The following is a 26,932-nucleotide window of genomic DNA, read 5'->3' as shown; positions in this document are numbered from 1 at the left end:
AGGAATGCCTTCAACCGGAGGAAGCTTCAAGCCCGCCTGACAAGCTTCACCAGGTCTGGTACGTGGACGGTTGCTTTCGGACAGCCAGTCGCTGACGGAACACACCCATGTCATGCATGGTCGACGGCATCGCCTCAGTAGTTAATCTCGTCACCAAGTTGCCAGTGTTCTGATGCAAATGGCCCCGCCCTCCCTAACACGGAAAGGTGGGGCCATTGTGCTATCGGAGCAATCACGCCAGTACAGGTAGTTCCTACTACGGAAGCGGCCGGATAAGTTCATTCAGCGCCGGCGCAACTTTTTCCCCGTACCAGAGGGTCATATGCACCTGGTCGAGCTTCACGGGCGTCTCACCTACAAAGGCTGGGCAAATGCCGTCGGACGAGCAGAACAAAGGTGTCGTGTTCACATATTTGGCACCCGCGTCCTCGAAAGCTCGCCGTTCAGCGAAAGTGAGGTCCGTATACCAGCTGTTGACCACGCTCACACAGTCGCGTGGCGCACTTCCTGGCTTGTAGCATTTTTGAACGTCTTTGTCGTGGGGCGGAGACGACAGAACGACGGTGGACTTCGCTCCAGCTTTCGCCAGGATCGCGGTTCCGCCCCTCGCCCATGCTGGCGCGTCACCCGAGTCAGGGTAGTTGTTCGCAACGATCAGCAAGTCTGGCTTGATCTGCTGAACGTCGCTGATTGTGGCTTGCTTGTGCTTCGCGCAGTCGGCGGTCTCATTCTTGGCTGCCCGTTCGGCGAACGGGCAGCCAAACTGGGCACGCATGAGGAGTTTCCAGTCGCCCTTGGCGTATGTTCCCATCAGGGCCGGGACCCAGGCGACGCCCACAGAGTCCCCGACGACCACCGCGGTTTTCGGTGCGTCTACGTCGCCCCACACGCAATCGGTCAGGGAAGGTGCAACGGTCTTTCCGCATTCGGCGACTCCCGCTGGTGCTTCGTGGTTGCCGACGGCCTCATCCATGGTGGGGATTAAGTTCTCAGGCCAAGAAGTTGCAGAGAGCGCGGTTGCGATTTGCCTTTGTAAGGCTGTCACTTCGGGCCCGGCGGTCGGCGTTGCGGCAGAAGCCGTCGGATTAGGCGCGCTAACCGCTGCGGGCTGTGCGAGGGAGCCTTGTTCCACAGGAGGTTTGGCCACCATGGCCGCGCCCACGACAATGGCAGTAACAGTCGCCAGAGCAGCAAGCGCCGTGACTTTGTAAGAGTCGGGAACGCTGACGTGACGGAGCCAGTGCCGTTCCCCGCTCAGCCAGCGAGACTTGCGGATGGGATCCTCGACCAAGTGGTACGCGAATACTGACAACAGAAGCATTGCCGTAAAGGCAGCCATGTTATGGAAGAAGCCTTGCTTATCAGCGTTCAAAGCACTGGCAAAGATGATCACCGGGAAATGCCAGAGGTACAGCGAGTATGAGACATCCCCGATGTAGCGCGACACGGGGTTCGTTAGCGGCCAAAGGAACTTGTGTTCTGAAGTGCCTGTGCCTGCTGCAATTACCAGCGCCGTCGAGAGGACGGGGAGGAGGGCCGACGGGCCAGGGAAATTCTTCTGCGGGTCGATCAGGAAGAGTGATGCGACCATGCCCGCGATGCCGATCCAGGCGAGGAATGGCCGCCAAGATGAGCGCATCCGGGGCAAGATGCTTGCCGAGCACGCCAGCAGAGCACCGACTCCGAGTTCCCATGCGCGGGAGAAAGTTGAGAAGTAGGCGACGCTTGGGTTCGTCGCTGTGTCCCAGATCGACCAAGCGAGCGAGCCCAGCGTTAGGACTGCCATGGCCATTCCTGCGACGACTCGCGGGTTTGCGCGGCCCTTATATAGGCGACCCGTCAGGGCGAACAGCGCCAGCATCAGCCAAGGCCACACGAAGTAGAACTGTTCCTCTACAGCAAGGGACCAATAGTGCTGGAGCGGCGAGACCGGGCCTCCAGCGGCGAAGTAATCAGTTCCGACGACCGTCTGTCGCCAGTTAGCACCAAAGAGGAATGCCCAGATCCCGTCCCAGAATGTGTTCCAAGCCCTAACCTTGTTGAAGATGAAGAATCCAGCGATCACTGTCCCGACGAGGACGAGGACAGCGGCTGGAAGGATTCGCTTAATGCGGCGCCTGTAGAAGCTGCCAAAGGCGATTCGGCCAGTCCGTTCGTGCTCACGTAGGAGCAGGCCTGTAATCAGGAAACCTGAAATGACAAAGAAAATGTCGACCCCGACGAACCCTCCGCTGGGCCACCCAAGGAGATGGTCGAGGATCACAGCCACGACGGCAAAAGTACGTAGGCCTTGAATATCAGGACGCAGAGATGTCTTACCTAGACTGGGTGATCGTCCGACTGTCCCAAATGGAGATACACGCCGTTTGGGCGTGAAGTTACGCAGCAGCGCGATAGGCATGAATTTCCCCCAAGAGTATGACCGAGATGCGGCAATCCGACGAAGGTGTCAGAGGGCCTGCTGCGGTGTGTAACAAAGGCCTCAAGTTCTGGGTGGGCGGTGTAAGCGGTCTTGGCTGGATGGCTTAGGCATCCCGTCTTATGTCAAAATGCGGAAGTATCGCGGTACCGGTACCGGTACCGGTACCGATATCAGTGCCAGAAACCAGGCCGGCCCATGTCGGCATGGCATCGAGAGTTCATTGCATTGGTCGAAAGTCAGCGTTCCCGGCGGAGGCCAGTAGAGGAAAGCTGCTGTGGGACTAATGTGCCCAGTCGGAAGAGCAAGATAGGACCGGCTATCCTCACCAGCGCCGTCCGGACGGCGGCACAACACACATCAGGGAATCCCTTTCCCGGGACCCATGCGCCTCGAAACGCCGTCGCCCGGGTCAGGATGCCGAAGCGTCCCCAATCAACGCCCGGAGTCCCGTTGCGTCGACTGTTTTCGACGACACACCTTCGGCCTGAAAAGCTGCGGCCGTTCCCCCGGACAACTCCCATGGACGAGGAGTGTTACCTGCGCCCACCGACATGTTCTCCAGGGAAGACCGTGGCAGGACGGATCCCTGACTGCGCTTCTGACGCCTCTGCTGAACGACGACGGGTCTTCTGGTTGGCGCCATTTGAGACCTCCGAAGGCTTGAGGTGCATCTCGTCGTGGCTGTAATAGGTGTAGGAGTACGAGTCCGGTCCTTTGGCTGGGATCCGGTTTAGTACTACGCCAAGGACATTTGAACCAACCATCGCAAGTGCTGCCAAGGACTTTTCAAGATCTTGGTAGCGGAGTTTTTGCGACCCGGCTACGATTACGACGCCTCCGACGTGTTGTGACAGCACAGCGGAATCGGTAACTGGGAGCAGTGGGGGAGCATCGATTATGACCGTATCGAATGCCTGTTCAAGGCGGGTAATCAGTTGCTTCATCTCCTCTGACCCAAGCAGCTCACTAGGGTTTGGCGGGATTTGTCCGGAGGTAAGCACGAAGAGATTGTCATCGCTCCACTGCTGAAGCAGATCGTTGACATCCGAAGTACCTAGAAGGGCGGTGGTAAGTCCCGCATTGCGGTCGAGTCCGAGATACTCATTAACCATGGGCCGACGGAGGTCAGCGTCGACGAGGCAAACTGAAAGCCCAGCTTGCGCGAGGGCGATTGAAAGGTTCGTTGCAGTAGTACTTTTTCCCTCACCGGGTAACGAGGAAGTAATGAGGACTGATCGTGCGTGGCCAGATACATTGGCGAACTGCAGGTTAGTTCGGAGCTGTCGAAAGGACTCGGACCGGGGACTTTGTGGAGCACACTGAGTGAGCAGTGGCCTCTTTGAGGCGTCTTGATCGAACGAAATACCGCCGAGTAGTGGGGCATCCGTGACACGCCTGAGGTCGGCCTCGTTGCGAATCCTGCTGTCCAGGGTCGACCGCAATATTGCAGCTGCAATTCCCATGGCCAGACCGATGACCAAACCGGCCAAGAGATTCATCCGCGTGTTCGGCGCGGACGGCGCGCTTGGAGCTTTCGCGGGCTTAATTATTGACAGGCCCACTGGGGAGGAGCCGCCTGTTTTTGGCCGCTCAAGTGAGTCGATCGTGCGGATCAGGCTATTCGCGACTGCCTGAGCTATTGCGGCTGCCTGAACGGGTGACTGGTCCATCACAGCGATCTCGATGAGAACAGTGTTGATTTCCGAGCTAGCCTTCACACGGGCGGCGAGCTCTTCCGCTGTAACATCGAGCCCAAGATCATCGATGGCCGGCTGTAGCACGGCCGGTGACCCGACGGTCTTTACGTAAGACTGCACGCGAGCTTGACTGAATGTGTTGCCCTGCTGCAGCTCCTGGACCGAACCTGAACTTTGTATGGCTACAAATAGCTGTGTATCCGCAGTGTACGTCGGTTTGGTGAGAACGGACGACGCTCCACCGGCAAGCAACCCAATCAAAGTTAAGGCTACAACTAAAATCCAATTGCGCCGCAGGACGCGCAAGTAGTCACGTAGGTCCAAACTAGTGTTCCCCCTGAGTCATGGTCCAAAGTCGCCTGGTGGCACGTCCCTAGGACTGGCAATATCGATGGCTAGCCTTATTGTACTCGGCCCCGGACGTTCGCCCGGTGTGCCGTAACAAGCGAGATGGATCCCGTCTCCAAACGGCCACCTTGCGAAACATAGGTCTAGCGAAGCATGCGAATCCCGACGCGGAAGTCGTTCCTCACCATGCCTACCTCGTGTTAGATAGGTAAGTCGAAACGAACGGATAGAAGGTAGAAGATTCAACTTCAACCCGCTATATCAATGCACTGCTAGTCATTCTTCCAATATCTTTCAGTTCGACCTCTTGGCTGCCGACTACTTCTAACCATGCGGAGCATCCCGGCCAGGGAAAAATAGCGGACTGTGGTTGCGCAAAACGCATCCACTGGAACGGCCGCGCCCGCTAGCCAGAAACAGCTTCACTCCCTATCCGCTGGAGAAGCTCCTATCAGCTGGTCTGTTGGACTGATTGATTGGCGCCAGGCATCGGGTAGTTTATGGCTTTTGCGGGAACGCCGGCGTACAGCGTATGGGGCTCGCAGTCCCGCGTCACGACTGAGCCGGCCGCGATGACAACACCGTCCCCGACAGTGACACCAGGGAGGATGACAGCTCGCGCTCCGATCCAAACACCGCTGCCAATATTGATGGGTGCTGTTTTAGGGGTCCCGGCCCTGCGCGAAGGGCCGCCCAATTCGTGCGTGCTTGTTATGAATGAAACATCCATGGCAATGTCGCAGTCGCGGCCGATCGTAACGCCGCCCGCAGTGTTGAACACGCAGCGATAGTTGATGAACGTTCCGGAACCGATCTGGACATTTCGGTCACCCATCCACACATTAGGGCAGATTCGAGACTTCTCAATTCGCATGCCGAGGAGACTGTAGAACTTCCACCGGAATACGGTCGGTATCAGGACGGAACTGAGCACGGTATTCAGGACGATGTCGCGAGAGAGCGTCGGCCAAAGCCTCTTTAGGATCCCCATGCCTCAATGTTAGTTGTCCGTGGAGCTGTCGTGATTCACGGACGGACTCTAAGAAGGCAACCTTGACCAGCTGAACGTGCTGGGCACGGAAGCCGTTACGCGGCGCCCAAAGGTCCCTCCTCTCATCCACCCGGCGTCCCACCCCGAGTAACTCAGCAAAAGCCGCAAGCGTCGTGCAGTATGCGGCTCACCTCAGAGACGATCCGCTCTTCGGCTGTGCCAATCCGTGCCACAGTTCCGGCTTCAAGGCCTTCGGGTCATTCGGTGTCGAAGATCGCAGTTCCCCATTGACTCCTACCTTGTAGTAGGGGGTGACATGTACGCGCTGAGCGTCGTCCATTTTGCTTGTGGCGCGGCCCGATCATTTGTCGGTCTCATGGCCTCGGTACGCAATTCTGAATCCCAAATGTCAGCAGCTTCAACGTCGTGGAAAACCAAGCGACCGCCTACTCGATCCGTTCCGAGTGCTCCGAGCAGCGGACGGTGGCTACGAGTTGCCCGCAGTCCTGTTTGCTGTAGGTGGTGATGTGCCTGGTCGCGATGCCGCACTTGTCGCAGAATGTGTGATGAAATTTTGTCCCCATGGGCTGATCCTAGCCAGCCAACGATTCGGGCCCGTAAACGCAATGTAAATTGAGGCTGCATCCGGCGTCGCATTGCTTCAACCCACTTACCGCGTATCCACGTCCTCGAACACCAGGAACGTCTGGGTGTCCACCACGCCGGGCATGGACTGCAGCCGGTCGAAGATGACGCGGCGCAGGTGGACGTTGTCCGTGGCCCGGACCAGCAGGATGACATCGAAGCTGCCGCCCACCAGGGCAATGTGTTGCACCTCGGGAATGAGCCGGAGCTGCTCCCTGAGCTCGCGCCATGAGTGCTGCTGCACCTTGAGCGTGACATACGCCGAGGACTTCAGCCCTGCCTTGATCGGATCCACCAGGGCCGTGAACTTGGTGAACACGCCCTCTCCCGTCAAGCGGGAGATCCTCGAATAGGCGTGCGCCCGGCTGATGTGGACGTTCTCCGCCACCTGCGTCACGGACATCCTGCCGTCACGCGTCAGCTCCGCGATGATGTTCCGGTCCACCTCGTCCAGGGGGACTTCCTTCTGCTCGGCATCGGCCTCTGGCATGGCTCCTCCAATTCGTCCACGGCCAGGCCCGTTACCCAGCTCACATCTGCAATTCGTCTTCCAGAATAGTCATCTGCTGAAAGCTTTTCCACGATTCTTGGCGAAGGTGGATACGAAACTTCTCCCAGATCCATACTTGAGGCAAATAGTGGATACAGAAGGACGGACCAATGACGATCTCCGCAGACCAGGCCTCCGAGGTGCGGCGCAAGTTCGGCATCAGCGTGGAGGATTACATGCTGCCGGCCCGGCACCAGATCCAGATGGTGAACCCGGACGGCACCCTTCGCCCCCACGATGAGCAGGGCACCGAACCCGGCCACGAGTACCCCACCCCCGGCGACGCCGAGCTGATGGCTGCCTACGAGCAGCTCGTCGTCGGGCGCCGCGTGAACGACCAGAATTCCGCCCTGGTGCGGCAGGGCCGCATGGCCGTCTACCCGTCCAGCCACGGCCAGGAGGCCTGCCAGGTGGCGGCCGCCCTGTGCCTGAGCGAAGGCGACTGGCTGTTCCCCACCTACCGCGACGCCGTCGCGGTCATGGCCAAGGGAGTGGACCCGGTAGAGGCCATGACCATCTTCCGAGGCGACTGGCACGGCGGCTACGACCCCACCAAGCACCACGTGGGCATCCAGTGCACGCCACTGACCACCCAGCTGCTCCACGCCGTGGGGGTGGCCCACGCGGCCAAGCTGCGCGGCGAGGACACCGTGGTGCTGGCCATGTGCGGTGACGGCGCCACCAGTGAAGGCGACTTCCACGAGGCCCTGAACTTCGCCGCCGTCTTCCACCTGCCCGTCATCTTCTTCGTACAGAACAACAAGTACGCCATCTCCGTGCCGCTGAGCCACCAGTCCGTGGCACCTTCCCTGGCGCACAAGGCCGTGGGCTACGGCATGGCCGGTGAGCGCGTGGACGGCAACGACCTTGTGGCACTGCTCGCCGTGCTGGACCGGGCCGTGAAACTCGCCCGGGAAGGCTCCGGGCCGCTCCTCATCGAGGCCCACACCTACCGCATGCAGGCCCACACCAACGCCGACGACGCCACCCGCTACCGCCCGGACAGCGAAGTCGCCGAATGGCTGGCCAAGGACCCGCTCTCGCGCATGAAGACATACCTTACGGACAAGAAACTGCTGGACGACGCCGGCAGCGCCCGCATTGCCGAAAAGGCCGAGGCGGTGGCCACGCAGCTGCGCGAAGGCCTGGGCGAGGACGTTCCCGTGCAGCCGCTGGACCTCTTCAAGTACGTTTTCTCCACCCCCACCCCGCAGCTGAAAGAGCAGTCCGCACTGCTCGCCGGCGAACTCGCCCGCGCTGAAAGCGCCGAAAACAACGGAACGGAGAGCGCAAAATGACCGTCACCACTTCCGTCAACGGCAATGTCAGTGCCGCCACGGCCAGCGCCGCCGCATCGGCCGCGGCCACCGCCGAGGCCAGCGGCCCGCAGAGCATCACCATGGCCAAGGCCCTCAACACCGCCATGGCCGACGCCATGCGCGCTGACCAGTCCGTCCTGGTGTTCGGCGAGGACGTCGGCATGCTGGGCGGCGTCTTCCGCATCACCGACGGCCTCATGGCCGAGTTCGGCGAGCAGCGCTGCTTCGACACCCCGCTGGCCGAATCCGGCATCGTGGGCATGGCGGTGGGCATGGCCATCAACGGCATGCGCCCCGTGATCGAAATGCAGTTCGACGCCTTCGCCTACCCGGCCTTCGAGCAGATCGTCAGCCACGTCGCCAAGATGCACAACCGCACCAAGGGTGCCCTCAAGATGCCGCTGGTCATCCGGGTTCCCTACGCCGGCGGGATCGGGGGAGTGGAGCACCACTGCGATTCCTCCGAGTCCTACTACGCCCACACCGCCGGCCTGAAGGTCTACACCCCGGCCACCGTGGCCGACGGCTACCGCATGCTGCGCGAGGCCATCGACTCCGATGACCCCGTCATGTTCATGGAACCCAAGAAGCTCTACTGGTCCAAGGACCAGGTGGACCTGGACGCGTTGCGCGCAGAACACTCTGCGAACGTTTCCGCAGGCAAGAGCACCGAGGGGCGCGCCGCCGTCGCGCGTCCCGGCACCGACGCGACGCTGATCGCCTACGGCCCGTCCGTCCCCACCGCGCTCGCCGCCGCGGCCGCCGCCGCAGAGGAAGGGCGCTCGCTCGAAGTGATCGACGTCCGCTCGATCGTGCCGTTCGACGACGAAACCGTCTGCGCCTCCGTCCGCAAGACCGGCCGCGCCGTGGTCATCGCCGAGGCGCACGGTTTCGCCTCCGTGTCCTCGGAAATCGTGGCCCGCGTCCAGGAACGCTGCTTCCACCACCTCGCCGCTCCCGTGCTGCGCGTGACCGGCTTCGACGTCCCGTTCCCGTCTCCCAAGCTGGAGCACTACTATCTGCCGAGCGTCGACCGCATCCTCGACGCCGTCGACGACCTTCAATGGGAGGACTGACCATGAGCTCAGATATGCAGGTATTCCTGTTGCCGGACCTGGGGGAGGGCCTCACCGAGGCCGAACTCGTCAACTGGCTCGTCGCCGTCGGCGACGAAATCCGCGTGGACCAGCCCATCGCCGAAGTGGAGACCGCCAAGTCCATGGTGGAGGTGCCCTCGCCGTACGCGGGCACCGTGGCCGTGCTGCACGGCGAACCCGGCCAGACGCTCGACGTCGGGAAGCCGCTGATTTCTGTGGCTCGTGTTGGGGCTGTGGTTCCGGCTGTTGTGGCTGGCTCCGCCTCCGCGGATGATGCCGCCCCCGCCCCTTCGCTGGACGGCGATGCTGCAAGCAGCATCGCGTCCAGCTCCGACAGGCCCGATGCCACTCCCGGGGCGGCATCATCCGCTGCGGCTCAGGCGGGTTCGTCACCGGCGGTGTCATCCGGTGCTGCTTCCGGGAGTTCGTCACCTGCCGCTGCGCCTTCGGCGTCGGCTGCGGGGGAGACGTACCGGACTGAGGAGAAGGCCGGGTCGGGGAACGTTCTTATTGGTTACGGGACGCCGGGCGGGGGGAAGGCTGGGCGGACTCGGCCGCGGAAGAGCTTTGCGTCTGTGGCTGCGATGGAGCCTGTTGTTTCGGTGCCCTCCGTGGCCACGCGCGTGCCCGGGAAGCTTTCGGCCGTCATTTCTCCGTTGGTGCGGAAGATGGCGCGGGATCACGGGGTCTCCCTGGATGCGATCAATGGTTCGGGGGCCAGTGGGCTGATCATGCGCCGGGACGTCGAAGCGGCGATTGCCGCGCCGCCCGCTGCGCCTGCGGTCCCGGTGGCCGCACCAGCTGCAGCTGCGGTTCCCGCCGGGGAAACCGACGGCCGTACGGGGCTCACTGTTTCTGCACGCACCGCCGTCCGCGGTGTCCGCAAAGCCGTGGCGGCGAACATGGCGCGCAGCCGCTCCGAGATTCCCGAGGCCACGGTGTGGGTGGATGTGGATGCTACGGCCCTGCTGGACATGCGGGCAGAGCTCAAGAAGCGCACCCCGCACGATACCCCCGGGCTGCTGGCGTTCATCGCCCGGTACGTCACGGCCGGTCTGAAGAAGTACCCGGCGCTCAACACGCGGTTCGTCACCACGGAGGACGCCGCCGGCGGGGAGAGCCAGGAGATCGTCTCGTTCGACGGGATCAACCTCGGCTTCGCGGCCCAGACCGACCGCGGCCTGGTGGTTCCCTCGGTCCGCAACGCCCACCTGCTCAGCGCCCGCGGGCTGGACGCCGAGATCCGCCGGCTCACGGCCGTCGCGCGTGACGGCAAGGCGACCCCGGCAGAACTCGGGTCCGGCACGTTCACGCTGAACAACTACGGCGTGTTCGGCGTGGACGGTTCAGCGGCGATCATCAACTACCCGGAAGTCGCGATGCTCGGCGTGGGCCGGATCATCGACAGGCCGTGGGTGGTGGACGGCCAGCTGGCCGTCCGCAAGGTCACCGAGCTGACCCTCGCCTTCGACCACCGCGTGTGCGACGGCGAAACGGCGGCCGGCTTCCTGCGGTACGTCGCGGACGCCATCGAGAACCCGGGCACGGCGCTCGCGGACCTGTAGGCGCCGCGCCCCGGGGCTCGACTTCTTTTGCAAACGTACGATTTACCCAAACTTAACGGTCACGAATCGTTTGACCGGCAAATCGCTTCGCCAGGTGCACCTAGGCTCGGCGGTATGGGGAAAAACGAATACATTGGCGACAGCAGATCACTCCGGCGCGAGGCCTGGCGACGGCGCTGGCGGGTGGTTTCCTTGGCGGGCCTTGCAGTCTTGGCCGCCGGCACTGCGGCGGTGGTGTTCATGGCCCTGGGGCGCGTCGGGTAGCGGCCGGCGGGCTTCCCGCCTACTGAAGCTTCATCAAGTTGTGCGTCGCCGGACCCTCCAGCAGCTTGCCAGCAGCCGAGTAGCGGGAGCCGTGCAAGGGGCAGTCCCAGGATGTCTCGGCGTCGTTCCAGTGCAGGATTCCACCCAGGTGCGCGCATTCCGCGGATAATCTGCACACAACGCCATCCACAGTGCTGACAGCCGCTGGTTTCCCATGGAAGAGTCCGGTGACACCCGTGCCCTCGGCGGGGCTGGTTTCCTCGGTGATGGGCGGGAGTTTTTTCAGGGCCGCCTTGTCACGGATATTCTGCCGGGTTGTGTCGAGGTTGTGCTGCACCGTGGAGACCGCGCCCCGGGGACCCGTGGTGCGGCGGTGGATGGTGCGTGCCCACGCGGGCTGGCCGCTGCCCAGGATGTCGGCGGCGATGTCCAGCGCCGCCGCGGTCCCGTTGCTCATGCCCCACTTGTTGTAGCCGGTGCCGAACAGGATCTTGCCGCGGCCGCGCGGCAGCCGCCCGAAGAACGGCATGAGGTTGGTGGCCTGGTAGTCCTGCGCGGACCACGTGTGGGTGGGCTCGGCCCCGGGGAAGTGTTCCACGGCCCAGGCGAGCAGCTGCTCCAGGTGCGCCTGGGGCGACGGCGCCCGACCACCCGGGTGACCGAACCCGCCCACCAGGAGCAGGCCGCCGTCGGGCGTTGGATGGTCCCGGATGGAACGGGTGGGCGGCTCCGCGGACAGGTACATTCCGGGCGGCGGTTCCATGCCGTCCGGCAGGCGCAGCGCGGCGGCGTAGGAGCGGTTGGGCCGCAGCTTGGCGAAGTAGAGCCCACGGTTCAGCGTGGGCGTGCCGGTGGCCAGCACTACCGTGCGGGCGCGGATTTCGCCGCGCCGGGTCAACACCGTGAGGGGATCGTCCGCACGGACATTCATGACCCGCACGCCCTCGATGATGCTGCCGCCCGCGGCCTTCACGTCCGCCGCGAGGGCATCCAGCACGTCCAGGGGGTTGAACTGTGCCTGGCGGGGCAGCCGCAGCGCGCCTTGGACCTCGAACGGCAGCCCGGTCTCGCGCGTGGACTCAAGGTCCAGGCCGGCGGCCAGGGACACCTGCAACTCCGTGCGGAGGCGTTCGGCGCCCGGCGCCGTGGTGGCGAAGGTGTACGCATCGCGGTACTGGAAGGGCACGCCCCGGTCCTCGAGGTAGGTCAGGAGCCAGGCCTGGCCTGCCCGGTTGGCCTCCACGTAGGCGCGCACCTGCGCCGGCGGGTACACGCCGCGGAGCGCGGACAGGGCCGTGCCCTGGAGCAGGCTCAGCTTGGCCGTGGTGTTGCCCGTTGCTGCGGCTCCTACCTGGCGGGCTTCGAGGACCAGCACCTTGGACCCCGCCCGGGCAAGCATGAGGGCCGTGGCCAGGCCGGTGATGCCGGCGCCAGCCACCACCGTGTCGTAGCTGCTGCCGGGGACGAATTCCCCCGTGCTTGCGGAGGCCGTGTCCTGTGCGCGAAGGTCAAACCATAGGGAAGACATGCCGGGTCCCTTCTCCTCAGATTCAGGGAATCAGAAGGCGGCCCGCAAAGCAATGGCCAGCAACCGCCGTCGGGAAACCCCATCTGGGGCACTGCCCGCGCTCTTCAGCCTTTTGCCAGCGGGGCGTGGGTAGAATCGAGGCCTGAACACCCCCGGAACGCGTCTCGATACGGAGAATCAATGTCAGGATGGCTCGAAGCAGGCCCGGACAACTACGTGCTGGAAACCGAGGGATGCCTGCTCAACACGGGCCTCGTGGTCGGCACGGAACGCGCCATGGTGATCGACACCGGCTGCGGCCCCCGGCAAGGCCGCCAGATCCTGGCCGCCGTCCGCGAGAAAACCCAACTGCCCCTGGTGGTGGTCAACACCCACGCCCACTATGACCACTACTTCGGCAACGCGGTCTTCGCCGACGACGGCGTCACGGAGTTCTGGGGGCACGTCAACTGTGCGGCGGCCATCGACGACGACGGCGACCACCAGCGCCGCTTCGTCACCGCCACGGAACCGGAAATGGCCGCGGGGAAGGGCGACGCCGTCGAGATCGTGATCCCCAACGCGATCGTCAAGGACCAGCCCGTCCTGGTGGACCTGGGCGGCCTGACCGCCACCCTCTTCTACCTGGGCCGCGGGCACACCGACGGCGACCTCCTGGTGGGCACGCCCAGCACCCTGTTCGCCGGGGACCTGCTCGAACAGGGCGCCCATCCTTCCTTCGAGGACTCGTACCCGGAGGAATGGGCCGACGTCCTGCGGCACATCTCGGCCCTGCGGCACCGCTACGAATTCCTCATCCCCGGGCACGGCAAGCCCTGCAGCGACCAGTTCGTGAAGACCATGGCCAACACCATGTCCACCGCGGTGCGCCAGGGCCTGCAGTCCATCCGGGACACGCCGTCGGACGCCACCAAGGCGATCCCGGTGCTGCCGTACGGGCCCGAGCAGTCCCGCTGGTTCATCAAGCGGCTGCAGGAGACCCAGCCGGGGCACTAGGGGAGGGCGGGCCCGTCCGGGCGCGGCGCTGGCCGCGTGCCGAGCCGCCCTAGGATGAAGGGGATGACAGCCACCAGCACCTCACAGTCCTTCAGCCTCCGGAGCATCGCCCTGCCCGCGTTCGGGCCGGCCGTGCTCTTCAGCCTCGGCGAAGGGGCCGTGCTTCCGGTGGTGGCCCTGTCCGCCCGAGAGCTGGGCGCTTCGGTGGCGGTTTCGGCCCTCGTGGTGACGCTGATTGGCCTGGGGTCCTGGTTCTTCAACCTGCCCGCCTCGCTCATCACCATCAGGTTCGGCGAACGCTGGGCCATCGTCGGGGCCGGGCTGGCCGGCGCCCTCGCGCTCGCCGCCGCAGGCTTCGCGCCCCTGATCCCGCACGGCATCTGGCTCCTCGCCGCCGCCGTGGCCGCGGTCGGGATGGCCACCAGCGTCTTCAACCTGGCCCGCCAGAAGTACCTCACCGAGGCGGTCCCGGTGCAGTTCCGGGCCAGGGCCCTGTCCACCCTGGGCGGCGTCACCAGGATCGGCATTTTCATCGGCCCGTTCGTGGGTGCCGCGGTGATGCAGTTCGCGGGCATCAGCGGCGCCTACTGGGTGGGCGTTGTGGGCATGGCTGCCGCCGCGGCGCTCTCGCTCACCCTCCGCGAGCTGGCCGTGCCGGACAGGCCCGACGGCGGGACTCCCGTTCCGGAGCCGACGCTCCGCGGGGTGGCGGTCTCGCACGCCCGGGTCTTCCTGACGGTGGGGATCGGCATCATGCTGCTCAGCGCCCTGCGGGCCTCCCGGCAGGTGGTGATCCCCCTGTGGGCCGACCACCTGGGCATGGACGCCACGCACGCCTCCCTGATCTACGGGCTCTCCGGGGCCATCGACATGCTGGTGTTCTATCCTGCCGGCAAGCTCATGGACCGCAAGGGCCGCCTGTGGGTTGCCGTGCCGTCCACGCTCATCATGGGCATCGCCCTGTTCCTGATTCCGCTCTCCGCCGGGTTTGTGGGCCTGCTCCTGGCGGCGCTCCTGGTCGGCTTCGGCAACGGCATCAGCTCGGGTCTCATCATGACGCTGGGGGCCGACTTCTCGCCGGACAGCGGCCGCGGGCAGTTCCTGGGCCTGTGGCGGTTCATGGCCGATTCCGGGGCCACCGGCGGGCCGGTGCTGCTCTCCGGGCTCACGGCCCTGGTTTCGCTGGCGGCGGGGGTCTGGGCCACCGGCGCACTGGGCCTGGCCGCGGCGGCCGTGTTCGCCGTCGCGCTCCCCAAGCTCAGGCACCGGCGCAACTACTGACGCGTTCCCAACTAGGTAGCGCTAACTGTCGTTTTGAGGGCTCAAAACGACAGTTAGCGCTACTTACTTGGGTGGAGTGCGGGACGTCAGCCCCGGCGTCGGGCGGCCCAGGAGAACAGCCAGACGGCGGCCAGCATGGCGAAGTAGCCCGTGCCCGCGATCATGGCCGTCCCGGCCCAGAAGTAGCTGCTGGTGCTGTCGGTGAGCTCCATGCCCAGGATCACTTCCCGCAGGGCGTAGGCCGCCACGGCGGCGGAGGCCACCACCGCGATGCCGGACAGCCGCACCCAGAGCCGCGACGACGCCCAGTGGCCGCCGTAGCCGTCCCAGGCATTCCAGCCCTTGCCGGTGCGCAGTACCAGCCAGCCTGCCGGGAGCATGATCGCGGCGACCACCAGGAAGGCGGCCATGACGTCGGCCGGGCGGTGCCACTGGTTGATGAGCGTGGACACCCCGGAGGCGACGGCGAACGTGCCGCCCAGGAAGCCCACTAAGGGCCGCCACCGCGGGGACACCATGAGGAACACTGCCGCGGCTGCGGAGGCCGCGAGCGTGGTGTGGCCCGAGGGCAGGGAATTCAGTTCCAGCGTCTGCACCCCGCGGTACGGCCTGTCCGGGAACCACTCCTTGAGCAGCTGCGTGGCCAGGTTCGCCACCACGCAGGCGGCCACGGCAATCCCCGCGGCGGTCCAGCGGCGCCGGACGATCGTCACGAACAGGACCACGACGGCGGCGATCACCAGCGAGGTCACGGGAAGCCAGTCGAGGAACTCCGTGCTTGCCCGGCCCGCCGGGCCGCGGATGGTGTCCGCCTGCACCAGCGCGGACTCGTCGATGAACTGGCCCGTGGTGGTGCGGACGAAGAAGTAATAGGTGGCCGCCAGAGCCAGCACGCTCACGATGGTGGCCAGTGCGAAGAGGAACGCCGTTCCCGCCCCCGTGCCTGGGCCCCGTGTGTCTGTCTGCTGTGCCGCCCGGGGGCCGGCCTTGTGGAAATTCATCCTCTTCAGCCTCCCACATTACGGCCCGGCAGGCGCAGGCTGGTGGTGTAGGCAGTCCTGGGATTGTGACGCTTGACACGTGTTAGGTCGGTGATTTAGGCTACCTCACACGTGTTAGGAAGGAAATAGACATGACTGGTGCCACAAACGGCCGCCTGCGCGAGATCTCGCGCAGGACCGCCCTGGGTGCCCTTGGCGTGGGAATTGTGGGGGCAACCGTGGCGTCGTGGCCGCGGCTCTCCGGAACCGACATTCCCGGGCGGGGAGACAACAGCCTCAGCATTGCCATCATGGGAACGGCCGCAGACGCCGCCGCCCGCCAGCGGGCCATCGATGCATTCACCCGGCTCCACCCGGAGATCCGGGTCAAGGTCCAGGCCATCCAGGCCGTGGACTGGAAGGACTTCTTCACCAAGATCCTCACCATGGTGGCTGCCGGAACGCCGCCGGACGTGGTCTATGTGGCCACGGAAGGTGCCCAGCTGTTCGCGGACAAGCTGGCCCACCCCCTGGATGAGTACCTGCGCCGCGATGCCGCGGACATGGCCGAGTACTTTGACGACGTCCACCCCAGCCTGGTGGAAGCCTTCATGTACAAAGGCAGCCTGTACCAGCTCCCCATGGACTGGAACGCGGCCAACATGTACTACAACACCACGGCCTTCCGGCAGGCGGGCCTGGACCGGCCGGCGGACGACTGGACGCACCTGGACTTCCGCGACAGCCTCGTGGCCATGCGCAAGGCCCGCCCGGCGGACTTCACCCCGTACTACTGGACCAACCGGCTCTTCGGCGGCGTGGTGCCCTGGCTCTACGCCAACGAGACCAGCTTCCTCAAGGAAACCAAGTCCAGCGGCGGCGACTGGCTCTGGGACGGCTTCTACGCGAAGGACCCCTCCCGCAGCCTGCGCTCGGGCGGCTACCAGTGGCTGGAACCGAACGCGGACGATCCCCGCGTCTTCGAATCCTTCGACTACCTGCGCGGGCTGGTCCAGGACGGACTGGGCGTCCGTCCCGAGGAAGGCGGCGGCAGCTCCCTGGTGGGCCTGTTCGCATCCAACCGGATCGGCACCACCCCCGCCGGCGGCTACTGGGTGCAGGGCCTCCACGAGGCCGGCATGAAGGAGAACGACTACGACGTCCAGTTCTTCCCGAAGTGGAAGAGCCAGCGGCACCAGTTCGGCACAGCGGGCTACGCGATCATGAAGACCGCCAAGGACAAGGACGCCGCCTGGGAATGGATCAAGTACAGCGCCAGCCGCGAAGCGATGGAGCTGATCTTCCCGAACCCGATCACCACCCCGGCCCGGCGGTCCATGGTCAACGAACAGCTGTACGCGGGCAAGGGCCCGGCCCACTGGAAGGTCTTCTACGACACCCTGGACAAGTACCCCACCACCGGCCCCATTCCGGCGCCGCCCCAGCAGGCCGCCGTCGAAACGGCCCTCATGAAGAACGTCTCGCTGGCCGTCAGCGGCGATGAACGCCAGCTGAAAGAGGCCCTGGCCTCCATGCAGCGCGATCTTGAACTGGCCCTGAGGAGGCAGTCATGAGCACCACCACCCGCCACCGGGCCCAAGCGGCAGGCAGCGTAGCGCCGCCGGCGGCCCACGCCAAGGCCGGACGGCACAGCCAGCCCTGGCTCGCCTGGCTCTTCCTGGCCCCCACCATCCTTGGCATGGGGCTGTTCACGCTCCTGCCGATCGTCGCCTCGCTGGTCCTGGCGTTCTTCCGCTGGGACATCATCTCGGCGCCCACCTTCGTGGGCTTCGACAACTTTGCCGAAGTGGTCCAGGACCCCACCGTCCGGGTGTCCTTCCTGAACACCCTCGTGTTCGTGGTGGTGGCCGTGGCCCTCCAGCTGGGCCTGGCGCTGGCCCTGGCCATCATGGTGCAGGAGAAACTGCCGGCCTGGCTGCGGACCTTCTTCCGCTCCGCGTTCTTCTTCCCGCTGATCCTCTCGGCGGCGTCGGTGTCCATCTTCATGCGCTACCTCTTCAACGAGCAGTTCGGCGTGGTCAACTGGGCCCTGTCCCTGGTGGGCATCCCCGCGGTGCCCTGGCTGACGACGCCCGGCGGCTCGGCCGCCGTCGTGATCCTGGTCTATGTGTGGCAGAACTTCGGCTTCTCCTTCCTGCTGTTCGTCGGCGGGCTGGCGTCCATCCCCGTGGAAACCTACGAGGCCGCCTCGCTGGACGGTGCCACAGGCTGGCGCAAGCACGTCCACGTCACCCTGCCGCTGCTGAGCCCCACCACGCTGCTGGCCTCCGTCATGGCCATCATCAGCGCGCTGCAGGTCTTCGACCAGCCGTACGTGCTGACCCGCGGCGGCCCCGGGGACTCCACCCGCACCGCCGTGATGGTGATCTTCGAGTCCGCCTTCCAGCGCCTCGAGTTCGGCCAGGCCTCGGCGATCGGCGTGATCCTCACGCTGATCATCATGGCCATCACCGCCGCGCAGTTCCGGCTCAGCAAACGATTCGTCTTCTACCAGTGAGGCCCGCCATGACCACCATCTCCGAGCGCACCCAGGCCCCGGCACCCGCCGCGGCCCGCCGGAAGACGAACTGGAACACCGTCCTGCGCGTCGTCCTGCTGCTTATTGCCGCCGCCCTGACCCTGGGGCCCGTGCTGTGGACCCTGTCCACCTCGCTGCGGTCGCCGTCGGAATCCTTCAAGCTTCCGCCGTCGTTCTTCCCCTGGAACCCCGACTTCACCTCCTACGCCCAGGTCTTCCGGCAGCTGGACATGGTCATCCTGGTACTGAACAGTGCCCTGGTGACCGGGCTGATCGCCGTCGGGCAGATGGTCTCGGCCGCCATGGCCGGCTACGCGTTCGCGAACCTGAAGTTCCGCGGCCGCGGGGCGCTGTTCTCGATCGTGCTGGCCACCATGATGGTGCCGGTGCAGGTGACGATCGTGCCCGTGTTCATGCTGATCCGCGGCATGGGACTCTCCGACACCCTGCTGGCGCTGATCCTGCCGGCCATCCCGACGGCGTTCGGCACCTTCCTGATGCGCCAGTACTTCCTGGGGCTGCCCGCCGACCTGGCCGAGGCCGCCGCGATCGACGGCGCCTCGCCGTGGCGGACGTTCCGCTCGGTCTACGCGCCGCTGGCCGTTCCGGGCATGGCGATCGTGGGCATCCTCGCGTTCAACTTCCACTGGAACGAGTTCTTCCGCCCGCTGATCCTGACCATCTCGGAGAAGAACTTCACCCTGCCGCTGGGCCTGGTGTCCCTGCAGGGCAACATGGGCACCGGCAGCATCTCGGTGGTCCTGGCCGGCGTGGTCCTGTCCATGATCCCGGCCCTGGTGGTCTTCATGTTCGGCCAGCGTGCCCTGCAGGCAGGCCTCACCGCCGGCACGGGCAAATAGCTGTTTCTACTACTTGAAAGGGGTTCCAGTGACCCACCTTGCAGCATCCGCTTCCTCCCTGGCGGCGGCCACGCACCCGGACCCGGCGTTCCCGCGCTTCCACCCGCGCCCGGCCCAGGGCTGGATCAACGATCCCAACGGCATCAGCCACATCAACGGCCGGTACCACGTGTTCTTCCAGTACAACCCGGAATCCGCCCGGCACCACCGCATCCAGTGGGGCCACCTTAGCTCCGCCGACCTCCTGCGCTGGGAAGAGCACCCGGTGGCCTTGAAGCCGCAGGACGGCGGGCCGGACGAGTTCGGCTGCTGGACCGGTGTAGTGACCGACGACGGCGGTGTCCCCACCGCCGCGTACTCCGGCGTGAGGGGCGGCGGCGGCCACTCCCAGGTGGTGGTGGCCCGCGGTTCCGCGGACCTGCTGTCCTGGACCCAGGATGGGCACGTGGCCGTTTCGATGCCGGAGGACCCTCTGGTGACGGCCGTGCGCGACCCCTTCCTGTTCCGCTTCAACGGCAAGCGCTACGCCATGCAGGGCGCCGGGCTCGCCACCGGGCAGGCCGCGCTGCTGCTGTACACCGTGGAGGACATGTCCGACTGGAAGTACCAGGGGATCTGGCTGACATCGGAGAACGCGGTGGCCGCTGCCCACACCCCGGCCGAGATCTGGGAATGCCCGCAGCTGGTGCGCGTTGCCGACTCCGGTTCGGGTTCCGCTTCCGGTTCCGGTTCCGCGCGGGACGCCTGGGTCATGATGTTCTCCCTGTGGCTCTCCGGCGATGACCACGAGCACGCCAACGGCGTGGGCCACCTCATCGGCTCCCTGCGTGAGGACCCTGCCACGGGCCTGCCCGTGTTCGAACCCCGCACCGGCGGGAAGTCGGATCTTGGCCGCGACTTCTACGCCCCGCAGATTGTCCAGCTCGAATCCACTGCTGCCGGTGAACCCAGCTCCCTGCTGTGGGGCTGGGCCAACGAAGGTCCCGGCCGTGACGGACGCCGCGGCCGCAGCCAGGAGGAGATCGACGCCGCCGGCTGGGCCGGCGTGCTGACGTTCCCGCGCGTCCTGTCCGTCGTTGACGATGCCCTTGCCGTGGCGCCTGCGCCCGAGATCGAGGCGTACCGGGGTGCCGCCCCGGCCACCGGTGCCTCCGGGACCGTCTCCCTGCCTGCGTTTGCCGAGGCCGTGGTGTCCGGCGGACCGGGCGTTTCGGGCGAGGTTTCGCTGGTGCTCTCCGGTGCCGCCGCTTCGGGTGCGGCCGGCGCCGATGCGTCCGGTGCCGAACGCCAGGTGGTGTTCCGTGGCGAGTTGGGGGCGGGGCTGCGGATCTTCGTGGACGCGTCCCTGGTGGAGGTGTACCGCAACGGTTCCGTGGCCACTACCCTGCGCGCCTACCCGGCAGCCGGCGAGGAGTGGCGGCTGGAGCTGCCTGCTGGCGCCTCGGCCGAGGTCTGGGAACTCGAACAGCCGGCCGGCTGAGTCAGCGGCCCGCGGGCACCGGGCCCGTTGACTCACGGATCATGAGGCGGCAGGGAACCATCGTTTCCAGGACCCCGGCGCCCGAAGCCCCGGTGCCCGCCGCGCCGGCGGCCGGGTCCTCAATCTGCTGCAGCAGCATGGTCATGGCCGCCGCACCCATTTCCCGCAAGGGCAGGGCCATGCTGGTGAGGGCGGGAACCATGGTGTTGGCGATGCGGAATTCGTCGTCGTAGCCCATGACCGAAATGTCGCGGGGGATGCTGAGCCCCAACCGGGCGGCCGCCAGCACCACGCCGATGGCGAGGCGGTCGTTCGCGCACATGATCGCGGTGGGCCGCCCGCCGGGGGACACGCCGTCGAGCAGTTTCATGGCGCCGTGGAAGCCGTCGTCGATGTCCCAGCCGGCCCAGCTGACCAGATCCTCCCGCACGGGCAGCCCAGCGCCCGCGAGGGCGTCCCGGTAGCCGCGCACGCGCAAGGGTGCGGCCGGCGAGCTCTCCAAGCCGGCCAGCAGGGCGATGTCCCGGTGGCCCAGCTGCAGGAGGTGCTCGGTGGCTTCGCGGCCGCCGGATACTTCGTCGGGGATGACGTGGTGCAGCTGCGGCTCGGGGCTGTTCTCGTAGCAGTTGGCCAGGACCGAGGGGACGCGCAGCATCCCGGGCGGCACATCGAGCGGTTTCAGGCCGACGGTGACGTACATGAGCCCGTCCACCTGCCGGTCCAGCAGGGTTTCCACGGCGCCTTCGTCGCGGGAGGCGTCCAGCTCGGTGTCCATCACCACGGTGACGAAGCCGCGGCTGCGCGCGACGTCGTCGGCCCCGCCGATGATGTTGCCGTCGAACGGGCTGGTCACCACCTCGTCCGAGACGATGCCGATCACCCGGGAGCGCTGGTTCCGCAGGCTCAGGGCGATCGCGTTGGGGGAGTAGTTCAGCTCGGCGGCGGCCTGCCGGATGCGGTCCTGGCTCTCCTTGGCCACGTTGCCGTCGCCGCGGCCGTTGAGCACCAGGGAGACGGCGCTCCGGGAGACGCCGGCCCGCTTGGCAACGTCGAGTGCTGTGGCCTTGCGGTGCATGGGCGGATCCTCCTGCGCTCGGGACTTTTGCAGTAGTCTACCTAACGCGTGTGAGGGGGTGCCTGCGGTTGCGTGGAGGCTAGCCCAAGTAGCTCGCATTAGTGGTTGTTTTGAGGGCGCAGAACAACCACTAATGCGAGCTACTTGGGCGGGGCGTGGGTGCGTCAGACGGCGAGGGAGTAGCCGAACTGGGAGTACATCGACGTCATCATCACGGAGACCTTGATGGCCGTGATGGTGAAGGCGAGCACCACGGTGGCGATGAGGATCCAGATAGGCCACAGCCCACGGTCCGGAGCCACCTTCCGGACGATCACGGTGCGGCCAATGACGTAGACGGTGCCGCTCAGGAAGCACCAGGCCCAGTGGAACGGACGCACCACACCGGACTGCGCCAGCCGCTGGTGGTCGAAATACGCGAACAACACGGACAGACCGTAAGTAAGGAAGCCCGAGGCCATGAGCAGGAAGTAGCTCGGCGAGAAGATGGACGTGGGGTCCATGGTCCTCATGCCCCGAGGGGTGGTGATGACTCGGAACTCGGGGTTCCACGTCAACAGCAGCAGGGCCGGCAGCACGGGAAGCAATGCGATCGTCCAGATGAACGCGTTGTACACCGGTGTCTGGTTGCTGATGGGGACGCGCTGCTGAGGCATGGACTGCGCGGTGGCCGGTGCCAGGTGGGCGGTCCACCGGGCGCCGTCCCACCACCGCATCTGCCGCGGATCGGACGGGTCCGGGTACCAGCCCGGAGGCGTCGTCGAACCGTTCGTTGGCTGGGTCATGTGTCCCCCGGTGGTGAGTGTCGATTCAGAGGGTAGCGCTCATACAATCATGCGCCCAAAATCCTTGAGGCGCTCTGGGAAGTGGCGGTAACCTGAGGGCCACGGGGCCTCACAGAAGGAAGCGGTCATGAAGGCTTGGCAGTTCGTCACCGAAAACCACCCGCTCGAGCTGCATGATGTTCCCGATCCGGTCCCTGGACCGGGGGAGCTGGTGCTGGACGTCAAGGGCGCTGGCATCTGCCACAGCGATGTCGGGTTCCTCGACGGGACCCTCTCGGGACTCCTGCCCAAACGGCCCATCACCCTCGGCCATGAGATTGCAGGCGTGGTCTCGGCGGTCGGACCCGAGGTCACCGGGTTTGCGGTGGGCCAGCGTGTGGCAATCCCTTGCGATATCCCCACGCCCGGCACCAGCTTGGATGGCGGATTCGCCGAGAAGGTCCTCACCCCCGCCAGGTTCGTCATCCAGGTGCCTGAGGGCGTTCCCTTCGATCAAGCGGCTGCGGCCACCGACGCCGGCATGACGGCGTACCACGCCGCGATCACGGTTGGCGGGGTGAAGGCCGGCGACAAGGTTGGCATCATCGGCCTGGGCGGGCTCGGTTCCCTGGCCGTCCAGGTCTGCGTCGGCGCCGGGGCCGAAGTCTACGCCGCCGAAATCAACGAGAAAGTGTGGGACCTTGGCACGGAACTCGGCGCGACCGCCGTCGCAAAGGACATCCGCGAGTTCGCCGACAAGGACCTTGACGTCATCATCGACTACGCCGGCTTTGGCACCACCACGGCCGGAGCGATTGAGACGGTCCGCCCGGACGGCAAGGTTGTCCAGGTGGGGCTTGGGCGTCCGGAGGGCACACTGAATCTGCAGCGTCTGACGCTGTCGCGGCTGACCCTCGTCGGGTCCCAGGCCGGTACCCAGGAGGACTGCGCAGCCGTGCTGAAGCTCATCAGCGAAGGCAAGCTCAGGGCCAACGTCACCAACATCTCCTTCGACGAGATCGGCGAAGGAGTGCAGAAACTCGAGCGCGGCGAGGTCATTGGCCGCCTGGTGGCCGTCCGGCAGTAGTCTGCCTATGACGCCTGAGGGCCCCTTTCCCAACTGACTGGCAGTAGTGGTTGTTTTGAGCGTCCATAACAACCACTAATGCCAGTCAGTTGGGCCGGCAACGAGCCCCGGTACAGTGGGCACCATGCCAGCCCCGCACCAAGCCCCGCAGCACGAGCTTCCATCCCTCGAGGCCCTCCTTGCCACCGCCCACGTGGTCACGCTGCCCATGCGCGTGAAATTCCGCGGGATCGTGGAACGCGAAACGCTGCTGCTGCGCGGGCCCGCCGGCTGGGGCGAGTTCTGCCCGTTCCCGGAATACGACGACGCCGAAGCCTCCCGCTGGCTCGCCGCCACCATCGAGGCCGGCTGGCTCGGCTTCCCCGCACCCCTGCGGGACAGCATCCCGGTCAACGCCACCGTTCCGGCCGTCCCGGCGGACCGCGTGCCCGGCGTCCTGGCCCGCTTCGGGCGCGTGGACGCCGTCAAGGTCAAGGTCGCCGAGCGCGGGCAGTCCCTCAACGACGACGTCGCGCGCGTCCAGGCCGTCAGGGAAGCCCTCCCGGACGCTGCCATCCGGGTGGACGCCAACGGCGGCTGGGACGTCGCGGAGGCGGTCGAGGCACTGACCCGGCTCTCCGGCGTCGGGCTCGAATACGCGGAGCAGCCGGTGCCCACCATCGAGGGCCTGGCCGAAGTCCGCGCCCGGCTCGCCCGGCAAGGCACCCCGGTGCTCATCGCCGCCGATGAGAGCGTCCGCAAGGAGGATGACCCGCTCAAGGTGGCCCGGGCGGGTGCGGCGGATCTGATTGTGGTCAAGGTGGCGCCGCTCGGGGGAGTGCGGCACGCCCTGGACATCGTGGCGCAGGCCGGGCTCCCCGCCGTCGTCAGCTCCGCCCTGGACACCTCGGTGGGCATCCGTGCCGGGCTGGCGCTCGCGGCCGCACTGCCGGAATTGCCGTACGCCTGTGGGCTGGGGACCGTGTCCCTCTTCGCCGCGGACGTCACCCGGGATCCGCTGGTGGCCGACGACGGCGCCATCCGCCTGCGCGACGCCGCCGCCGATGAGGGGCTGCTGGAGCAGTATGCGGCTCCCGCGGAACGCCGTGACTGGTGGCTGGACCGGCTGCGCAGGGTGCACGCGGTGCTGGCCGCCTCCGCCGTCGCGGGCTGACCGCCTGACTGACGGTCAGCCCGACCGGACGCACGTTCACCCGAACTTAACCAGAGTGACCTCTCGGATTCGCTTTGCGCTGAAAGGGTGGCCGGGACCCGATCGTCATCCTGGAGGCACCCCTTGTCTGAAACGACAGCCCGTAAATTCCCCCTGCTGCCCATGCTCGGCCACACCAAAGGCAAGCGCAGCGCCGTCACCTGCGCACTGAAGTGCGACAACGCCTGCGCCGGTGACGTCTGCAACACCAGCTCCAACAGCTACTTCCGCGATATCGCGTCCGCCACCATCTCCCGCCGCGCCGCCCTGGGCTTCGGCGCCGCCGGTGCGCTCGCCGTCGTCCTCGGCTCGGCCGTGACGTCCGCAGAGCCCGCGACGGCCGCCGGTCTCTCTCCCGCGGCGAAGGAGGGCTTCACCAAGTCCAAGCTGAAGTTCACGGCCATCGACTCCATCGCCGCCGACGTTGACGCCATGACCGTTCCGGCAGGCTTCACCTGGCAGCCCGTGATCCGCTGGGGCGACCCCATCTTCAACGGCGCGCCGGATTTCGACCTGAACAACCAGACCGCAGCGGCCCAGGAAAAGCAGTTCGGCTACAACAACGACTACTCGGACATCCTTGAGGTTCCGGGCAGCAAGGGCCGCCGCGCGGTGCTCTTCGCCAACCACGAATACACGAACGAGAACATCATGTTCCCGGCCACCATGCCAGCCGCCGAGGTGCGCGCTGTGGGGGCAGCCGCACACGGGCTCAGCGTGGTGGAGCTTGAGCGCAAGAACACCACCAAGCCGTGGAGCTACGTCAAGGGTGCCCCGCTGAACCGCCGCTACCTCAACCACACGGCCTACGAACTGACCGGTCCCGTTGCCGGTTCCGCGCTGGTCAAAACCGTTGCGGACCCGTCCGGCCGCAAGATCAATGGCACCCTGGGCAACTGCTCCGGCGGCACCACCCCGTGGGGCACCATCCTGTCCGGCGAGGAAAACTTCAACGGCTACTTCGTCTCCCCGGGCACGTCCGCCAGCGACAAGCGCTACGGTCTCACCAACAAGCCCACGGCACGCCAGTGGGAACTGGACGACCCCCGCTTCGACACCCGCAACGCCGGCTACGAGAACGAGGCCAACCGCTTCGGCTGGATCGTTGAAGTGGACCCCTTCGATCCCACGTCCACGCCGAAGAAGCACTCCGCGCTGGGCCGCTTCAAGCACGAGGGCGCCAACGTGATTGTGGCGGAATCCGGTCACGTGGTGGCCTACTCCGGCGACGACGAGCGCTTCGACTACCTCTACAAGTTCGTCTCCAAGGACAAGTACCGTCCCGGTACGTCGGCTGCCGACCGCGCGCACAACATGACGCTGCTGTCCGCCGGCAACTTGTACGTGGCAAAGTTCACCGGCAACTCGCCCGCCGCCGAGATCACCGGAACCGGCGCCGTGCCGGCCGACGGCGGCTTCGACGGCATCGGCGAATGGCTGCCCCTGGTGGTCGGCGGGGCCTCGGCCGTGCCCGGCATGTCCGTGGAAGAGGTCCTGGTCTACACCCGCCTCGCCGCCGACAAGGTGGGCCCCACCAAGATGGACCGCTGCGAGGACGTGCAGCCCAGCCTGCACACGGGCAAGGTCTACGTGGCCTGCACCAACAACTCGGACCGCGGCAAGGTGGGCAAGGAAGGCGCCACGGAGGTCAACCCCCGCAACGCCAACCGCGACGGCCACATCGTGGAAATCACCGAAACCGGCGACCAGACGTCCACCACGTTCACGTGGAACCTGCTGATGGTCTGCGGCGATCCGGCCCAGGGCGACGTCACCTACTTCTCCGGCTTCCCGGTGGACCAGGTCTCGCCGATCTCCTGCCCGGACAACCTCGCCTTCGACTCCGTGGGCAACCTCTGGATCTCCACCGACGGCGCCCCCTCCGGCATCGGCCGTGCGGACGGCCTCTTCAAAGTCACCCTTGAGGGCACCGAGCGCGGCAAGGTGGAGCAGTTCCTGGCCGTGCCGCGCGAAGGCGAAACCTGCGGGCCGATCGTCCACGACGAGGAGCGCACGGTGTTCGTCTCCGTCCAGCACCCGGGCGAAGAGGGTTCGTTCGCGGACCAGCACTCGTACTTCCCGGACTACGTCCCGGCAGGCGCCACGCCGGCCGCCGGCCAGGCACGCGCGCCCCGCCCGTCCGTGGTCCAGGTGTACCGCACCGACGCCTAGCCTCTCCACCGTCACTGCAACGCGGGGTCACTTCGCGCCCATGTTGGGGCCCTGCATGGGCGCTATCTGACCCCGCGTTG

22 protein-coding genes are annotated in these 26,932 nt (G+C 66.0%); 13 read left to right on the top strand and 9 right to left on the bottom strand.

Annotated features, from left to right (window positions below):
- Window positions 1-256 precede the first annotated feature (256 nt).
- From NVV90_RS16150 to NVV90_RS16130, 5 genes are all read right to left on the bottom strand, one after another.
- A complete protein-coding gene (locus NVV90_RS16150; RefSeq protein ID WP_258438261.1) occupies window positions 257-2,401 on the bottom strand; it encodes an acyltransferase family protein in 2,145 nt (714 codons plus the stop codon).
- Between the two features lie 554 nt (window positions 2,402-2,955).
- On the bottom strand, window positions 2,956-4,443 hold the full coding sequence (locus tag NVV90_RS16145) for a polysaccharide biosynthesis tyrosine autokinase (RefSeq protein WP_258438260.1): 1,488 nt from the start codon (window positions 4,441-4,443) through the stop codon (window positions 2,956-2,958).
- A 475-nt stretch (window positions 4,444-4,918) separates the two neighbouring features.
- Window positions 4,919-5,458 (bottom strand): DapH/DapD/GlmU-related protein, encoded by a 540-nt coding sequence (locus NVV90_RS16140; protein ID WP_258438259.1) that lies wholly within the window; start codon window positions 5,456-5,458, stop codon window positions 4,919-4,921.
- 446 nt (window positions 5,459-5,904) lie between these two features.
- On the bottom strand, window positions 5,905-6,042 hold the full coding sequence (locus NVV90_RS16135; protein ID WP_258438258.1) for a hypothetical protein: 138 nt from the start codon (window positions 6,040-6,042) through the stop codon (window positions 5,905-5,907).
- 86 nt (window positions 6,043-6,128) lie between these two features.
- Entirely contained in the window at window positions 6,129-6,593 is a 465-nt protein-coding gene (locus NVV90_RS16130; protein WP_258438257.1) for an Lrp/AsnC family transcriptional regulator, read from the bottom strand.
- A 170-nt stretch (window positions 6,594-6,763) separates the two neighbouring features.
- On the opposite strand from NVV90_RS16130, the gene pdhA reads away from it, so the two are divergent.
- The 4 genes from pdhA (at window position 6,764) to NVV90_RS16110 (ending at window position 10,898) form a co-directional block, all read left to right on the top strand.
- On the top strand, window positions 6,764-7,951 hold the full coding sequence (gene pdhA, locus NVV90_RS16125) for a pyruvate dehydrogenase (acetyl-transferring) E1 component subunit alpha (RefSeq protein WP_258438256.1): 1,188 nt from the start codon (window positions 6,764-6,766) through the stop codon (window positions 7,949-7,951).
- On the top strand, window positions 7,948-9,048 hold the full coding sequence (locus tag NVV90_RS16120) for an alpha-ketoacid dehydrogenase subunit beta (RefSeq protein ID WP_258438255.1): 1,101 nt from the start codon (window positions 7,948-7,950) through the stop codon (window positions 9,046-9,048). Before pdhA ends, NVV90_RS16120 begins: the two co-directional genes overlap by 4 nt.
- A 2-nt stretch (window positions 9,049-9,050) precedes the next feature.
- Complete coding sequence (locus tag NVV90_RS16115) at window positions 9,051-10,634, top strand: dihydrolipoamide acetyltransferase family protein (protein WP_258438254.1); 1,584 nt, start codon at window positions 9,051-9,053, stop codon at window positions 10,632-10,634.
- Between the two features lie 114 nt (window positions 10,635-10,748).
- The gene (locus NVV90_RS16110; RefSeq protein ID WP_258438253.1) at window positions 10,749-10,898 is read left to right on the top strand and encodes a hypothetical protein; all 150 of its coding nucleotides are present in this window, start codon (window positions 10,749-10,751) and stop codon (window positions 10,896-10,898) included.
- 19 nt (window positions 10,899-10,917) lie between these two features.
- Here the strand turns inward: NVV90_RS16110 and NVV90_RS16105 are convergent, their stop codons facing one another.
- The gene (locus tag NVV90_RS16105) at window positions 10,918-12,426 is read right to left on the bottom strand and encodes an FAD-dependent oxidoreductase (RefSeq protein ID WP_258438252.1); all 1,509 of its coding nucleotides are present in this window, start codon (window positions 12,424-12,426) and stop codon (window positions 10,918-10,920) included.
- A gap of 180 nt (window positions 12,427-12,606) precedes the next feature.
- Between NVV90_RS16105 and NVV90_RS16100 the strand changes: the two genes are divergently transcribed.
- Both NVV90_RS16100 and NVV90_RS16095 read left to right on the top strand, forming a co-directional pair.
- Entirely contained in the window at window positions 12,607-13,422 is an 816-nt protein-coding gene (locus tag NVV90_RS16100; protein ID WP_258438251.1) for an MBL fold metallo-hydrolase, read from the top strand.
- A gap of 63 nt (window positions 13,423-13,485) precedes the next feature.
- A complete protein-coding gene (locus NVV90_RS16095; RefSeq protein ID WP_258438250.1) occupies window positions 13,486-14,703 on the top strand; it encodes an MFS transporter in 1,218 nt (405 codons plus the stop codon).
- Window positions 14,704-14,789: 86 nt separating this feature from the next.
- On the opposite strand, the gene NVV90_RS16090 is transcribed toward NVV90_RS16095, so the two are convergent.
- On the bottom strand, window positions 14,790-15,704 hold the full coding sequence (locus tag NVV90_RS16090; RefSeq protein ID WP_258438249.1) for a phosphatase PAP2 family protein: 915 nt from the start codon (window positions 15,702-15,704) through the stop codon (window positions 14,790-14,792).
- Window positions 15,705-15,835: 131 nt separating this feature from the next.
- Between NVV90_RS16090 and NVV90_RS16085 the strand changes: the two genes are divergently transcribed.
- Genes NVV90_RS16085 through NVV90_RS16070 form a run of 4 tightly spaced genes read left to right on the top strand, consistent with a single transcriptional unit; the run spans window position 15,836 to window position 20,562 of the window.
- Window positions 15,836-17,257, top strand: a complete 1,422-nt coding sequence (locus tag NVV90_RS16085) for an extracellular solute-binding protein (RefSeq protein WP_258438248.1) — start codon at window positions 15,836-15,838, stop codon at window positions 17,255-17,257.
- Window positions 17,254-18,201 carry a carbohydrate ABC transporter permease gene (locus tag NVV90_RS16080; RefSeq protein ID WP_258438247.1) on the top strand — a complete coding sequence of 316 codons (948 nt, stop codon included), beginning with the start codon at window positions 17,254-17,256 and terminating at the stop codon, window positions 18,199-18,201. The genes NVV90_RS16085 and NVV90_RS16080 overlap by 4 nt, the downstream gene beginning before the upstream one ends.
- A gap of 8 nt (window positions 18,202-18,209) precedes the next feature.
- Window positions 18,210-19,082, top strand: coding sequence for a carbohydrate ABC transporter permease (locus tag NVV90_RS16075; protein WP_258438246.1), 873 nt, complete (start codon window positions 18,210-18,212; stop codon window positions 19,080-19,082).
- A gap of 28 nt (window positions 19,083-19,110) precedes the next feature.
- Window positions 19,111-20,562, top strand: a complete 1,452-nt coding sequence (locus tag NVV90_RS16070; RefSeq protein WP_258438245.1) for a glycoside hydrolase family 32 protein — start codon at window positions 19,111-19,113, stop codon at window positions 20,560-20,562.
- Between the two features lies 1 nt (window position 20,563).
- Here the strand turns inward: NVV90_RS16070 and NVV90_RS16065 are convergent, their stop codons facing one another.
- Together NVV90_RS16065 and NVV90_RS16060 are read right to left on the bottom strand one after the other, a co-directional pair.
- Window positions 20,564-21,637, bottom strand: a complete 1,074-nt coding sequence (locus NVV90_RS16065) for a LacI family DNA-binding transcriptional regulator (protein ID WP_258438244.1) — start codon at window positions 21,635-21,637, stop codon at window positions 20,564-20,566.
- Window positions 21,638-21,801: 164 nt separating this feature from the next.
- Complete coding sequence (locus NVV90_RS16060) at window positions 21,802-22,422, bottom strand: DUF2510 domain-containing protein (RefSeq protein ID WP_258438243.1); 621 nt, start codon at window positions 22,420-22,422, stop codon at window positions 21,802-21,804.
- A gap of 127 nt (window positions 22,423-22,549) precedes the next feature.
- Between NVV90_RS16060 and NVV90_RS16055 the strand changes: the two genes are divergently transcribed.
- From NVV90_RS16055 to NVV90_RS16045, 3 genes are all read left to right on the top strand, one after another.
- Entirely contained in the window at window positions 22,550-23,488 is a 939-nt protein-coding gene (locus NVV90_RS16055) for a zinc-binding dehydrogenase (RefSeq protein ID WP_258438242.1), read from the top strand.
- Between the two features lie 124 nt (window positions 23,489-23,612).
- Complete coding sequence (locus NVV90_RS16050) at window positions 23,613-24,641, top strand: o-succinylbenzoate synthase (RefSeq protein WP_258438241.1); 1,029 nt, start codon at window positions 23,613-23,615, stop codon at window positions 24,639-24,641.
- A 123-nt stretch (window positions 24,642-24,764) separates the two neighbouring features.
- On the top strand, window positions 24,765-26,852 hold the full coding sequence (locus tag NVV90_RS16045) for a PhoX family phosphatase (protein ID WP_258438240.1): 2,088 nt from the start codon (window positions 24,765-24,767) through the stop codon (window positions 26,850-26,852).
- The last annotated feature ends 80 nt before the right edge of the window (window positions 26,853-26,932 follow it).

This window comes from Arthrobacter sp. CJ23 (assembly GCF_024741795.1).
GTDB lineage: Bacteria > Actinomycetota > Actinomycetes > Actinomycetales > Micrococcaceae > Arthrobacter.
This window is presented reverse-complemented; position numbering and strand designations above follow the sequence as displayed.

Bases quoted from the DNA above. Each gene is read 5' to 3' on its own strand.
- NVV90_RS16150 (WP_258438261.1), bottom strand. From the start codon at position 2,401: ATGCCTATCGCGCTGCTGCGTAACTTCACGCCCAAACGGCGTGTATCT.
- NVV90_RS16140 (WP_258438259.1), bottom strand. From the start codon at position 5,458: ATGGGGATCCTAAAGAGGCTTTGGCCGACGCTCTCTCGCGACATCGTC.
- NVV90_RS16135 (WP_258438258.1), bottom strand. From the start codon at position 6,042: ATGGGGACAAAATTTCATCACACATTCTGCGACAAGTGCGGCATCGCG.
- NVV90_RS16130 (WP_258438257.1), bottom strand. From the start codon at position 6,593: ATGCCAGAGGCCGATGCCGAGCAGAAGGAAGTCCCCCTGGACGAGGTG.
- pdhA (WP_258438256.1), top strand. From the start codon at position 6,764: ATGACGATCTCCGCAGACCAGGCCTCCGAGGTGCGGCGCAAGTTCGGC.
- NVV90_RS16120 (WP_258438255.1), top strand. From the start codon at position 7,948: ATGACCGTCACCACTTCCGTCAACGGCAATGTCAGTGCCGCCACGGCC.
- NVV90_RS16115 (WP_258438254.1), top strand. From the start codon at position 9,051: ATGAGCTCAGATATGCAGGTATTCCTGTTGCCGGACCTGGGGGAGGGC.
- NVV90_RS16110 (WP_258438253.1), top strand. From the start codon at position 10,749: ATGGGGAAAAACGAATACATTGGCGACAGCAGATCACTCCGGCGCGAG.
- NVV90_RS16105 (WP_258438252.1), bottom strand. From the start codon at position 12,426: ATGTCTTCCCTATGGTTTGACCTTCGCGCACAGGACACGGCCTCCGCA.
- NVV90_RS16100 (WP_258438251.1), top strand. From the start codon at position 12,607: ATGTCAGGATGGCTCGAAGCAGGCCCGGACAACTACGTGCTGGAAACC.
- NVV90_RS16095 (WP_258438250.1), top strand. From the start codon at position 13,486: ATGACAGCCACCAGCACCTCACAGTCCTTCAGCCTCCGGAGCATCGCC.
- NVV90_RS16090 (WP_258438249.1), bottom strand. From the start codon at position 15,704: ATGAATTTCCACAAGGCCGGCCCCCGGGCGGCACAGCAGACAGACACA.
- NVV90_RS16085 (WP_258438248.1), top strand. From the start codon at position 15,836: ATGACTGGTGCCACAAACGGCCGCCTGCGCGAGATCTCGCGCAGGACC.
- NVV90_RS16080 (WP_258438247.1), top strand. From the start codon at position 17,254: ATGAGCACCACCACCCGCCACCGGGCCCAAGCGGCAGGCAGCGTAGCG.
- NVV90_RS16075 (WP_258438246.1), top strand. From the start codon at position 18,210: ATGACCACCATCTCCGAGCGCACCCAGGCCCCGGCACCCGCCGCGGCC.
- NVV90_RS16065 (WP_258438244.1), bottom strand. From the start codon at position 21,637: ATGCACCGCAAGGCCACAGCACTCGACGTTGCCAAGCGGGCCGGCGTC.
- NVV90_RS16060 (WP_258438243.1), bottom strand. From the start codon at position 22,422: ATGACCCAGCCAACGAACGGTTCGACGACGCCTCCGGGCTGGTACCCG.
- NVV90_RS16055 (WP_258438242.1), top strand. From the start codon at position 22,550: ATGAAGGCTTGGCAGTTCGTCACCGAAAACCACCCGCTCGAGCTGCAT.
- NVV90_RS16050 (WP_258438241.1), top strand. From the start codon at position 23,613: ATGCCAGCCCCGCACCAAGCCCCGCAGCACGAGCTTCCATCCCTCGAG.